General features: G+C 31.5%; 14 protein-coding genes and 2 tRNA genes. 6 read left to right on the top strand and 10 right to left on the bottom strand.

Going from position 1 to position 11,666, the window contains the following annotated elements; all coding sequences use genetic code 11:
* Positions 1–14 precede the first annotated feature (14 nt).
* Genes IM532_RS09825 through IM532_RS09815 form a run of 3 tightly spaced genes read right to left on the bottom strand, consistent with a single transcriptional unit; the run spans position 15 to position 795 of the window.
* The gene (locus tag IM532_RS09825) at positions 15–158 is read right to left on the bottom strand and encodes a hypothetical protein (protein ID WP_194183285.1); all 144 of its coding nucleotides are present in this window, start codon (positions 156–158) and stop codon (positions 15–17) included.
* Positions 155–325, bottom strand: a complete 171-nt coding sequence (locus IM532_RS09820; RefSeq protein ID WP_194183284.1) for a hypothetical protein — start codon at positions 323–325, stop codon at positions 155–157. Before IM532_RS09820 ends, IM532_RS09825 begins: the two co-directional genes overlap by 4 nt.
* A complete protein-coding gene (locus IM532_RS09815) occupies positions 322–795 on the bottom strand; it encodes a GNAT family N-acetyltransferase (RefSeq protein WP_194183283.1) in 474 nt (157 codons plus the stop codon). Before IM532_RS09815 ends, IM532_RS09820 begins: the two co-directional genes overlap by 4 nt.
* A gap of 289 nt (positions 796–1,084) precedes the next feature.
* Here IM532_RS09815 and IM532_RS09810 point away from each other — a divergent pair.
* From IM532_RS09810 to IM532_RS09800, 3 genes are all read left to right on the top strand, one after another.
* Positions 1,085–1,157 (top strand) — tRNA-Phe (locus IM532_RS09810).
* 137 nt (positions 1,158–1,294) lie between these two features.
* Entirely contained in the window at positions 1,295–1,642 is a 348-nt protein-coding gene (locus tag IM532_RS09805) for a phosphomannose isomerase type II C-terminal cupin domain (RefSeq protein WP_194183282.1), read from the top strand.
* 41 nt (positions 1,643–1,683) lie between these two features.
* The gene (locus IM532_RS09800) at positions 1,684–2,118 is read left to right on the top strand and encodes an adenylyltransferase/cytidyltransferase family protein (RefSeq protein ID WP_194183281.1); all 435 of its coding nucleotides are present in this window, start codon (positions 1,684–1,686) and stop codon (positions 2,116–2,118) included.
* Between the two features lie 57 nt (positions 2,119–2,175).
* Here IM532_RS09800 and IM532_RS09795 read toward each other — a convergent pair whose 3' ends face one another.
* A complete protein-coding gene (locus tag IM532_RS09795; RefSeq protein WP_194183280.1) occupies positions 2,176–3,093 on the bottom strand; it encodes an AEC family transporter in 918 nt (305 codons plus the stop codon).
* A gap of 128 nt (positions 3,094–3,221) precedes the next feature.
* Between IM532_RS09795 and der the strand changes: the two genes are divergently transcribed.
* Positions 3,222–4,529: a ribosome biogenesis GTPase Der gene (gene der / locus IM532_RS09790; protein WP_194183279.1), complete on the top strand. Its 1,308-nt coding sequence runs from the start codon at positions 3,222–3,224 to the stop codon at positions 4,527–4,529.
* Between the two features lie 66 nt (positions 4,530–4,595).
* A complete protein-coding gene (locus IM532_RS09785; RefSeq protein ID WP_194183278.1) occupies positions 4,596–5,132 on the top strand; it encodes a hypothetical protein in 537 nt (178 codons plus the stop codon).
* 55 nt (positions 5,133–5,187) lie between these two features.
* Here IM532_RS09785 and IM532_RS09780 read toward each other — a convergent pair.
* A tRNA-Arg gene (locus IM532_RS09780) sits at positions 5,188–5,261 on the bottom strand.
* 192 nt (positions 5,262–5,453) lie between these two features.
* Here IM532_RS09780 and IM532_RS09775 point away from each other — a divergent pair.
* Positions 5,454–6,512: an ABC transporter substrate-binding protein gene (locus tag IM532_RS09775; protein WP_194183277.1), complete on the top strand. Its 1,059-nt coding sequence runs from the start codon at positions 5,454–5,456 to the stop codon at positions 6,510–6,512.
* Positions 6,513–6,560: 48 nt separating this feature from the next.
* On the opposite strand, the gene pheS is transcribed toward IM532_RS09775, so the two are convergent.
* From pheS to fabF, 5 genes are all read right to left on the bottom strand, one after another.
* Complete coding sequence (gene pheS / locus IM532_RS09770) at positions 6,561–7,580, bottom strand: phenylalanine--tRNA ligase subunit alpha (RefSeq protein WP_194183276.1); 1,020 nt, start codon at positions 7,578–7,580, stop codon at positions 6,561–6,563.
* A gap of 137 nt (positions 7,581–7,717) precedes the next feature.
* The gene (pyk, locus tag IM532_RS09765) at positions 7,718–9,160 is read right to left on the bottom strand and encodes a pyruvate kinase (RefSeq protein WP_194183275.1); all 1,443 of its coding nucleotides are present in this window, start codon (positions 9,158–9,160) and stop codon (positions 7,718–7,720) included.
* A 36-nt stretch (positions 9,161–9,196) separates the two neighbouring features.
* Entirely contained in the window at positions 9,197–9,655 is a 459-nt protein-coding gene (locus tag IM532_RS09760) for an IPExxxVDY family protein (RefSeq protein WP_194183274.1), read from the bottom strand.
* Positions 9,656–9,659: 4 nt separating this feature from the next.
* Complete coding sequence (rnc, locus tag IM532_RS09755; protein WP_194183273.1) at positions 9,660–10,412, bottom strand: ribonuclease III; 753 nt, start codon at positions 10,410–10,412, stop codon at positions 9,660–9,662.
* Positions 10,412–11,665: a beta-ketoacyl-ACP synthase II gene (gene fabF, locus IM532_RS09750; RefSeq protein WP_194183272.1), complete on the bottom strand. Its 1,254-nt coding sequence runs from the start codon at positions 11,663–11,665 to the stop codon at positions 10,412–10,414. Before fabF ends, rnc begins: the two co-directional genes overlap by 1 nt.
* Position 11,666 lies beyond the last annotated feature (1 nt).

Genomic DNA, 11,666 nt, shown 5'->3' with positions numbered 1-11,666 from the left:
TGGCTTTTCTCATCTTAATCTTTTTTATTAAAACCTTCTATAAAACCAATAATAAACTCATTATAATGATCAAATAAATAAATTGCTCCATATACTAAAAGAGCTGTAATAATAATTTTTAGAATCGATTTAGGATTCAAAAGATTGGATTTTATCATTTTAAGTGTTCTTTACTTCGTTGTTCATTAATCTGATTCATATTATTATATCCTCGGTCAAATGCTGCTACAGCTTCGTCCCAATTGAGTACGGCATCAATCATTATATACACAACTAGTAAAATTATGATTGTAATGAAAATCTTTTTAAAAATTATATTTTTCATAAATTATATTCAAATTCGATTTCGTGTAAGATCGGAATATTGTCATATCCAATCAACGGAATTTCAGGTTTCATTTTTCGAGCTTCTTCAATTGCATTGAGATGAATATTTACCATTATCCAATCTCTTTTTTGATAAAAACGCATCGCATGGCAATTATCATTGGAAGTAATCAACCAAATTCGCTCTAAATCTAGCATTTTAAAGTGATTCAAAGCAAAATCTAATAATTTTGTTCCGATTCCCTTCCCTTCTTCAAAACTATCTAAGGATACAATTTCTGCTTGATTATTCCGGATATTAAACGTTAAAACTCCACTTATCTTATCCTCAGTAGTTGCAATCACACATTCTAAATTTTCTACAAAGTGTTGATGACTGCGCGAAACCATCATATTAGAATTCCATTCTCGGATAAATAATGCTTTTATTTCTTGTTTCTCATTAGGTTGAATAAATCGTATTTTCATTTTATAATATTGGTGCTAATAATCTATAAAGCGAAGAAAACACTTTTTATTGAAATGATGTATTATAACACTTTAATTGATTCCCTGTTCTATCTTTAATTAATACAAAACTTTATCAATAAATCTATTTGATTTTATCTATTATTCAAAAAAAATTATATAATAATTTAAATTATAACTTTAAAAATCAATAGAATATGAATTAAAACAAAATAAAAAATAAATAATATTAATAATAAATTAGGAAAATTCAATTAACATATCTTATATTTGCAGTCCCAAATAAGAAGGTGCCTTAGCTCAGTTGGTAGAGCAAAGGACTGAAAATCCTTGTGTCCCTGGTTCGATTCCTGGAGGCACCACCTTTTAAACCTCAAACGTAAGTTTGGGGTTTTTTTATTTTAACTTTAAATTAAATACAAAAGTTTTCTTTGGATTTTTTTCTTTAACTTGCATATAAGAAGATTTTTAAGAAATCTTATATTAAATTGTAATAACAATGGAGATAGGCAATAGACCGTGGGGTAAATACTATGTATTAGAAGATGAAAGCACACATAAAGTGAAGCGTATTGAAGTAAATATTGGCGGACGTCTTTCTTATCAATATCATCAGCATAGAGCTGAAGTTTGGACAATTATAAAAGGTACTGCTAAAGTAACTTTAGATGGTATTGACACTGTATATACTTCTGGAGAAGTTGTTAATATTCCTTTACAAGCTAAACATAGAATTCAAAATATTGGAGATGAAACTCTACTATTTATTGAAGTTCAATTTGGGACTTATTTTGGAGAAGATGATATTTTCCGAATTGAAGATGATTATAACCGTGGGAATGACTAGCCCAACCACCTAAAAGACTAAATAACTATTTACAATAAACTATGAAAATTGGTATCACTTTCAGCGCATTTGATTTACTCCATGCGGGACATATAAAAATGTTAGAAGATGCAAAAAAACAATGTGACTATCTAATTGTTGGATTACAAACTGATCCTACACTTGATCGTCCTGAAAAAAATAGACCGACACAAACTGTTGTAGAAAGATATATTCAACTTAAAGGATGTAGATTCGTAGATGAAATTGTTCCTTACGCTACTGAACAAGATTTAGAAGATATATTAAAATCATTCGATATTGATGTTCGTATTATCGGGATTGAATATAAAGATCAGAATTTTACAGGACGTACATACTGTGAAGAAAAAGGTATTGAGTTATATTATAATTCTAGAGATCACCGTTTTTCGAGCTCAGGATTAAGAAAAGTTGTTGCAGAAAAAGAACAACTAAAACTTCTTAAAAAAGCTTAATACAAAAAAAAGGATTACTTTAATAAGTAATCCTTTTTTTTGTATTAAAAACTCTATTTAATTTAGATACCATTCTAAGAAAATATACCAAATTCCAATTGTGATAAAAGAAATTGGAATTCCTATACCTATCATCATATTTGCCAGTTTAGGTTTCAAACCATATTGAACGGCAATAATAGCGCCTGTTATCATAGGCGGCATTGCTGCTTCCATAATAGAAACCTTAATTGGTAAACCACTTTGATTAAAAATTAGACAATAAAGACAGAAACATACTATTGGCCAAATTATTAAACTATATAATAACCCAATTAATAAAAACTTCCAATGTTTACTTCTTTTTTCTATTTGTAGCTGAAAACCTACTGAAACCAATGCTAATGGGCTTACAGTAAGCATTAATTTTGATAAAACATCTTTTATTGCAATAGGAAAATGTAAACCAGTTATAACCATACAAGCTCCGATTACAAACGCTATAAAAGGTGGAAATTTTATTAAATTTAATAAGATAGATTTAAAACTAGTTGTTCCTCTAGAACACGATATCGCGGTTAACATTCCAAAACTCGATAACACTACTACTGTACCCGGAATATCCACAATAATTAAAGTTTTAATCCCTTCATCTCCAAAAAGCGCTTGTATCATAGGAATTCCAACAAAAGAAGTATTCCCTAAACCTGCAGTTAATAATAAACATCCAATCAACTTTTTTGACCAATTAAATATCTTTCCTAGTGTTATAAAAAATATTGCTGCACCAATAAATCCTATATAAGATACAGATAAAGGAAACAATAAATCTAAGTTCAATTTAATCTCAGGTAAATAAAACAACGCCATTGCAGGGAGTGATATATATAGAACAAATTGATTAAGAACTACATATGTATTTTTCGGAAAATTGGGTAATCTTCTGATACCTACACCAATAAATAAGCAAAGAAATAATAATATAATATTCGACACCTTCAGAAATTTAAACTCAAATATACCATTCAATCAGCTGATAGCGTATATAATAGCACTTAAAATATTTATTTAAAGGATTTAATATTTTGATAAAATATAATTATCAAAATATGTACCTTTGCCAAATGTCAAATTTAGTTGCAATTGTAGGAAGACCAAACGTAGGTAAATCTACTTTCTTCAACCGTTTAATCCAAAAAAGACAAGCAATCGTGGACGACACTTCTGGTGTTACACGCGACCGTCACTATGGAAAATCAGAATGGGTTGGTAAAGAATTTACTGTAATCGATACCGGAGGGTATGTCGTAGGGTCAGATGATACCTTTGAAGAAGAAATTCGTAAACAAGTAGAATTAGCAATCGACGAAGCAAATGTTATTTTGTTTGTGGTTGATAACCAAGCTGGTTTAACGGATATGGATAAGGAAGTTGGCAACCTTTTAAGACGCACTAAGAAGCCTACATTCTTAGTTGTGAATAAGGTCGATACCAACAAAAACATTCACGATACATATGAGTTTTACAACTTAGGTATCGAGAAAATGCACACGATTTCTGCAATGACAGGATCGGGTACAGGAGAATTATTAGATGATGTTGTTGATTGTTTCGAAGATGTGGTATATGAAGATCCTTACGAAGGATTACCTCGTGTAACTATCGTTGGACGCCCAAATGCAGGGAAATCTACATTTATCAACGCATTATTAGGTGAAGAACGTAACATTGTTACAGATATCGCCGGAACAACACGTGATTCTATAGAAACTCTTTACAATAAATTCGGTCAGGAATTTGTCTTAGTTGACACTGCCGGAATGCGTAAAAAAGGAAAAGTTAGTGAAGATTTAGAGTTTTACTCTGTAATGCGCTCTATCCGCTCTATTGAAGAATGTGATGTTTGTGTTTTAGTTATTGATGCAACTCGAGGAATCGAAGCACAAGACTTAAACATTTTATACCTAGCAGAAAGAAACAAAAAAGGTGTTGTAATTTTAATTAACAAATGGGATCTTGTTGAGAAAGAAACAAACACAATGAAAGAATTTGAAGATTCTATTCGTCGTAGAATAGCTCCTTTCAATGATGTTCCAATCTTGTTCATCTCTGCATTAACTAAACAACGTGTACACAAAGCGGTTGAAACTTTTATTCAAGTATTTGAAAATCGTTCTCGTCGCATCCGTACAAGTAAGTTAAACGAAATTATGTTGCCAATTATCGAGATTACTCCTCCTCCAGCAATCAAAGGAAAGTATATCAAGATTAAATACGTAACACAGTTACCAACAAAAACACCTCAGTTTGCATTTTTCGCGAATTTACCGCAATATGTAAAAGAGCCTTACAAACGTTTTATTGAAAACCATTTAAGACGTGAGTTTGACTTTACAGGGGTTCCAATTGAAATTTATTTCAGAAAAAAATAATTTCTTTAAGCCATTCCATTTCGGGATGGCTTTTTTATTATATTTAGAATATTACAACAGCTTTCTATGAAACATCTAATATTCTCATTTTTTATCATCGCTTTATTAGGTTGCTCTCAAGACAAGTCAAAGAATCATAATAAATCTAATAGTTTTTTTAATAGCCTACAATTAGGTGAACGAAATGAAAAACTACGATTTTACATCACTGCATCATTTGATGAATGTGGAGAATGGGGCGGTCACGATGAAATTTTAGAATTCTTTGGAAAAGACAATCATGTTTATTTAAATTATAAAAAATCAGAAGTAGATTGTAATAAAATAGGTAAATTTTATGGAGAACCAGAATTTCATCAATGGATTAGAAATGATACAATTCAACTTATCGATAATCATAAAAAAGCAATAAACACTTATTTAAAAACTCTAATTGATAGTAAATTAAGTGAAGGATTTATCGGACATTCTGGTAGAACTTTTTCAGCTTTGAAAACTGATAGCACATTTAATATCGAAGTATTTAATGAAGACGATGACAAGATTAATACACGAAATTTTAATCAATTATTACAATCATTTAAACTTGATACGGTTTGGTAATGCAAAAAATAAAGCCATAAAAAAACTCATCAATTACTTGATGAGTTATAGCTTGTGACCGAGACAGGATTCAAACCTGTAACCTCTTGAGCCGTAATCAAGTGCGCTATTCAGTTGCGCCACTCGGCCATTTAAAATACTGAACAGTTTCGTTCTTTATTTCGGTTGCAAATATACGCAAGTATTATCCAATTATGCAAGCTTTTCATTCAAAAAAATTAGTTAAAAACCTTAATTAATTATTAATCAAAACTTTATTAAATAAAATAATTTGTTTTTTATTAATTTATTAACTTCATCGCTCGAAATTGTATTATTTATATGACTAAAAAATTATTTGTAACTACTATACTTTTTTCATTTTTTGCTTGTACTAACACAAAAGATGAAAATAAATCTTCAGATTTATTCGAATTAAATTTCGCTAAGAATATAACAATTCAAGAAACTAATAACTCATTAATCATAGAATCAAACGGAAATAAAACAGTATTTCTAGAAGCAGAACTGCCTATTAGTAAAATAATGGTAGAAACAACTGCTGCAATTGCGTATTTAGACGAATTAGAGGCTATCTCAACAATTCGAGGTGTTGTGGATGCAGATTATATTTATAATACGAAAATAGGCGATAAAATAGCTCATAAAAGTATTCTTGAAATTGGTAACTCAAATGAATTATACGTTGAAACGATTTTAAAACATCGACCTCAATTAATTATTGCAAGTTCAAATCCAACTTTAGCAAAATATCATGAACAACTAGAACAAAATGGAGTAAAAATTCTTTACATCGATGAATATAAAGAGAATGATCCTTTGGGAAGATTAGAATATATAAAAGTGTTTGGGAAAATTTTAAAAAAAGATCAATTAGCAAAATCAAAATTTGAAAATACGTCTAATAAATATGACTCAATTAAAACAATTATACAATCCAAAGGAACAGGTAATGTTTCAACTTTAGTGAATTCAATGTACGGAGATATTTGGTATTTGCCTCCTGGAAACGCTTTACAAGCTAAATTGATTGAAGATGCGAAAGGGAATTATATTTATCACGATGAAACGGGCAAAAATGCATTAAATCTTACTTTTGAAGAAGTATATGCTGCCGGGAAAAATGCGACGCATTGGATAAATCCCACTTATGAAAATTTAGCACAAATGAAGGCTGCTTACCCAAATTATATTTGGTTTGATGCGTATAAAAATGGAGAAATATATAATTCTAACAAAAGAAGTTTACCTAATGGTGCGCAAGATTATTATGAAACGGGAATTGTTCGACCAGATATTATTTTAAATGACTTAGGTAAGATATTTTATCCTAATTTATTCCCAAACTATGAACTCTACTTCTATCAACAATTAAAATAAAAAAGGAACTCATAAGAGTTCCTTTTTCAATATTATTTAGTTCTATAATTAGAATAATTCAGCTTTGAATTGCTCTAAGAAACGAACATCATTTTCTGTGTATAAACGGATATCACCAATTTGGTATAATAACAACGCAATACGCTCGATTCCCATACCGAATGCGTAACCAGAATAAACTTCTGGATCGATATTTACATTTTTCAATACATTAGGATCAATCATACCACATCCCATAATTTCTAACCATCCAGTACCTTTTGTCATTCGGTAATCTGTTTCAGTTTCTAATCCCCAATACACATCAACTTCAGCAGATGGTTCTGTAAACGGGAAGTAAGAAGGACGTAAACGAATTTCTGATTTTCCGAATAACTCTTGTGTAAAGTAGCTTAATGTTTGCTTTAAATCTGCAAAAGAAACTCCTTTATCGATGTATAAACCTTCTATTTGGTGGAACATCATATGAGAACGAGAAGAAATCGCTTCGTTACGGTAAACACGACCTGGCGCTAAGAAACGCATTGGTGGTTCGTTGTTTTCCATATGACGAATTTGTACAGACGAAGTATGTGTACGTAAAACGATATCTGGATCTTGCTCTATAAAGAATGTATCTTGCATATCACGTGCTGGGTGATATGTTGGTAAATTTAATGCTGTAAAGTTATGCCAATCATCCTCAATTTCTGGACCTTCAGAAACACCAAAACCAATACGTTTGAAAATTTCTAAAATTCTGTTTTTTGTAATGTTGATTGGATGACGAGATCCTAAAGGCATTGGCTCTCCTGGACGAGTTAAATCTAAACCTGCATCCGTTGTACCTTCGCTAGAGATTTCGTTTTTAAGAACTGTTGATTTTTCTGTCGCCAATGTTTTTAATTCATTAACAACTTGACCAAATTCTTTCTTCTCTTCGTTAGGAACTGCTTTGAATTGTGCAAACAAGTCATTTAAAATTCCTTTTTTACCTAAAAATTTAATTCTAAACTCCTCAATTTCGGCAGCATTTGTCGAATGGAAGTTTTTCACTTCTTCTATATATTGTTTGATTTGGTCAATCATAATTTTAAACCGATTTGGATACAAATTTAACAATTATTCAACTGAATAGACAAGTTTTAACGTGGATATTCATCAATAAAAAAATCCTTTCAAGCCGAAGCCTAAAAGGATTGTATATTTTATTCTTATCAAAAAGATTAAACCATCGAAATACGTAATGTATTTGTGATTCCTTTCTCGAAAGCTGGCATTGCATTTAAGTTTACCATATAATCACCATAATCTACATAACCGTGATTTTTTGCTAAGATATTAACCTCCGTTACCGTTTGGTCCGTAGATGTATCGCGTGGATCGTAGTTAATAGATTTTACTCCCCATAGTAAATTCAACATACGATTAATACGTTTACTTGGGTTGAAAACCAAGATAAAAGCATTTGGACGGTGAGATGAAATTTGGAAAGCTGTATACCCAGAATACGTTAATGTAGCAATTGCTTTTGCATCGGTATGTGAAACCATTTTAGCTGCATTGTAACAAACGATATCTGTTACGAAACGTTCATTTCTATTTTGTGGTTTATGTTCAGGAACATTGATATGGCTATCATCTTCAACTGTTTGAAGAATTTTCGTCATCTTTTCAATCACTTGAATTGGATATAAACCAACTGAAGTTTCCCCTGATAGCATTACTGCATCTGCTCCATCAAATACTGCATTTGCAACATCTGAAACCTCTGCACGAGTAGGAGTTAAACTAGAAATCATTGTCTCCATCATTTGCGTAGCAACGATAACTGGTTTACGCGCTAATTTAGCTTTGTCGATTAATTCCTTTTGTGCTTTTGGTACAATTTCGAAAGGAACTTCTACTCCTAAATCTCCACGAGCTACCATTAATCCATCTGAATGAACTAAGATATCATCAATATTTTCTAAAGCTTCTGGCTTTTCAATTTTAGAGATAATAGGAATTTTAAAACCTGCATGTTCACTAATAAATTCTTGCAAATCAACAACATCTTGTCCTGTACGAACAAATGATAATGCAAACCAATCTACTTTATTTTGAATGGCAAAAATTGCGTCTTCTTTATCTTTTTCTGTTAAAGCAGGTAAAGAAATCTTTGTATTTGGAAGATTAACCCCTTTTTTAGAACGTAATGGTCCACCTTGGATTGTTCTTGCTTTAACGATATCAGTTCCGTTAGTTTCAATTACCTCAAAAATTAATTTTCCATCATCAATTAAGATATTTTCCCCAACTTGTACATCTTGTGCAAACTTTTTGTAAGTCATGTACACTTTTTCCTTTGTACCGATTACATTTTCGTTTGTAAACGTTAATATATCACCATCATTTATCACAAAGTCTTCGTGCTCCATTTTACCAATACGTAATTTTGGACCTTGTAAGTCAGCTAACACAGCTGTATTATACCCGAATTCTTCGTTTAATTGATGAATAGTTTCAATTTTATTTTTTACGTCTTCGTAATCTGCATGAGAAAAATTAACACGAAATACATCCGTACCTTTTTTCATCATTTCTAAAATTACTTCACGACGCTCAGTTGCTGGACCAAGTGTAGCAACAATTTTAGTCTTTTTTAGATAGCTTTTATCGTATACCATAATAGTTTTCCCTTTTTTTGTACTCTTATTTTAAATTTAAAATATCAATCTATCTGCATCGCGGATATCTTCAATATCATAAATTTTTAATTTATCAATAAAGTTAGTGGTTTTGAAAGGTAATTTCAAATCTGTAACATCCTCATCCCATCCTGTAATTTTCAGAATATAATTACACTCATCATATTCTGATACCAAAGGAAAATCTGCAGGAAAAAGTTGAGATAAATTTACCCCTTTATTTTTTGATATCGACTCTGTTGGTCTATTTTTAATAATATGATAATCTATCTTATTAAAAACATCGTACCAATAGAAGGTCGAAAAAAAGAATTCTTGTTGATTAATTAAGATATCTAAATCATTAATTCGCTGAAATCTTGTTTCAAACTGTTGATTTAGATGATATATGAATTGAAAAGATGATTCAAAAGATGAATTAACTCCTACTAATTGAAAGTCAATAAAATCATCCAATAAGAGGTATTCAGCCATTCAATTATATATTTTCCATTTTCTTTTGAAGCGAATAATAGGCTCTTTTCGAAGCGCTTTCTTCAGCTTTTTTCTTTGATGTTCCTCTGCCTTTTGAAATTACTTTATCATTTAGGCGTATAACAGATACAAACACTTGTAGATCTTCTGCATTTTGTTCTTCAAAAGTATTGAATCTTAGCGTATTTCTAGTTTTTTGACTCCATTCCAACACCAAAGATTTATGGCTAGTAATAGTATGCTCTAGTCTTTCTAAATCCGCATAAGGTTCGATAATTTTAGTTTTAATAAAAGTTTCTACAGCTTTTATCCCATTATCCACATAGATTGCACCAACTAAAGCTTCTAACAAATCTCCATTTACATCTTCTCCAAGATTAGAATGATTGTTTTTAGGCTCTAAATGATCTAATAACCCCAACTGTTTAGATATTGAATTTAATTGTTTTCTAGAAACAATTTTTGAGCGCATTTTCGTTAGATAACCCTCTTGTTGATCTGGAGCTTCTTTATATAAGTGTGTGGCAGCCGAAGCACCAAGTAATGCATCTCCTAAAAATTCTAATCTCTCAAAATTTATACTATTTCCTTGCTCATCTTTCTTTTGAGCAGATCGATGGGTAAAGGCTTCCTCGAATATTTTCACATTCGATGGATAATACCCTAATATTGAGTATAAAAAATCAATAAAAGGATCTCCAGTTGACGAATCAACTTGTTTTTTTTTGAAAGAAAATAAATTTTTTAAGAAAAACATTACTTATACTTCTTAAATATCACACATGCATTATGTCCACCAAATCCAAATGTATTACTCAAAGCGTAGTTAACTACTCTTTCTTTTGCTACATTGAATGTATAATCAATTTTTGGATCAAGATTTTCATCATCCGTAAAATGATTAATTGTTGGAGGTACAATATCATTTTGTACTGAACTAACCGCTGCAATAGCTTCTACAATCCCTGCGGCACCTAAAAGATGACCTGTCATAGATTTAGTTGAGTTAATTTGAATATTGTATGCATGTTCACCAAATAATTTAGTGATTGCTTTTGATTCTGCTATATCTCCCAAAGGAGTTGATGTTCCATGCATATTGATATGATCAATATCTGCTAATTGGATACCAGCATCTTCTACTGCATTTTTCATCACATTAAACGCACCCAACCCTTCTGGATGTGGAGCTGTTAAATGATGAGCATCGGCAGACAGACCTGTACCTACTAGTTCTGCATAGATAGTGGCTCCACGAGCAATTGCGTGCTCATATTCTTCAAGAATAATACATCCACCACCTTCACCCATAATAAATCCATCACGGTCTTTGTCGAAAGGACGAGAAGCCGTTTTAGGATCATCATTACGTGTTGATAAAGCGTGTAAGGCATTGAATCCACCAATACTAGATTCAGTAATTGCGGCTTCCGATCCACCTGTAACGATTGCGTCTGCTTTACCTAATTGTAATAGCATATACGCATCGATAATAGCGTTCGTTGATGAAGCACAAGCTGAAACAGTTGTATAATTTGGTCCCATAAGGCCAAATTCCATTGAGATATGACCTGGAGTAATATCTGCAATCATTTTTGGGATGAAGAAAGGATTGAAACGTGGAGTTCCATTTCCTGTTGCGTAAGCAGTAACTTCTTCTTCAAAGGTTTTGATACCACCAATACCTGAACCCCAAATTACACCAATACGCTCTTTGTTTACGTTAGAATCCTCAAGGATACCACTGTTTAAAATTGCTTCTCTTGCTGCAATAATCCCTAATTGGGCGCAACGGTCTAATTTACGCGCTTCTTTACGATCAAAATGATCAGTCAGAGTAAAGTTTTTAACTTCGCACGCAAATTGAGTTTTAAACAGACTCGCATCAAATAGCGTAATAGGCGCAGCGCCGCTTACACCACTCTTTAAAGCTTCCCAAAATTCTTGGTAAGTATTTCCGATTGGTGTAAAGGCGCCTAAACCTGTTACTACTACTCTTTTTAATTCCATA

This window comes from Faecalibacter rhinopitheci (genome assembly GCF_015234135.1).
In the GTDB taxonomy this organism is placed as follows: Bacteria; Bacteroidota; Bacteroidia; order Flavobacteriales; family Weeksellaceae; genus Empedobacter; species Empedobacter rhinopitheci.
The sequence above is the reverse complement of the archived record's forward strand: the minus strand, read 5'-3'. Positions and strand labels throughout refer to the sequence as shown.

Coding starts and splice junctions, on each gene's coding strand:
- IM532_RS09820 (WP_194183284.1), bottom strand. CDS start 325: ATGAAAAATATAATTTTTAAAAAGATTTTCATTACAATCATAATTTTA.
- IM532_RS09760 (WP_194183274.1), bottom strand. CDS start 9,655: ATGGCTGAATACCTCTTATTGGATGATTTTATTGACTTTCAATTAGTA.
- der (WP_194183279.1), top strand. CDS start 3,222: ATGTCAAATTTAGTTGCAATTGTAGGAAGACCAAACGTAGGTAAATCT.
- pheS (WP_194183276.1), bottom strand. CDS start 7,580: ATGATTGACCAAATCAAACAATATATAGAAGAAGTGAAAAACTTCCAT.
- IM532_RS09775 (WP_194183277.1), top strand. CDS start 5,454: ATGACTAAAAAATTATTTGTAACTACTATACTTTTTTCATTTTTTGCT.
- rnc (WP_194183273.1), bottom strand. CDS start 10,412: ATGTTTTTCTTAAAAAATTTATTTTCTTTCAAAAAAAAACAAGTTGAT.
- fabF (WP_194183272.1), bottom strand. CDS start 11,665: ATGGAATTAAAAAGAGTAGTAGTAACAGGTTTAGGCGCCTTTACACCA.
- IM532_RS09825 (WP_194183285.1), bottom strand. CDS start 158: ATGATAAAATCCAATCTTTTGAATCCTAAATCGATTCTAAAAATTATT.
- IM532_RS09785 (WP_194183278.1), top strand. CDS start 4,596: ATGAAACATCTAATATTCTCATTTTTTATCATCGCTTTATTAGGTTGC.
- IM532_RS09805 (WP_194183282.1), top strand. CDS start 1,295: ATGGAGATAGGCAATAGACCGTGGGGTAAATACTATGTATTAGAAGAT.
- IM532_RS09800 (WP_194183281.1), top strand. CDS start 1,684: ATGAAAATTGGTATCACTTTCAGCGCATTTGATTTACTCCATGCGGGA.
- pyk (WP_194183275.1), bottom strand. CDS start 9,160: ATGGTATACGATAAAAGCTATCTAAAAAAGACTAAAATTGTTGCTACA.
- IM532_RS09815 (WP_194183283.1), bottom strand. CDS start 795: ATGAAAATACGATTTATTCAACCTAATGAGAAACAAGAAATAAAAGCA.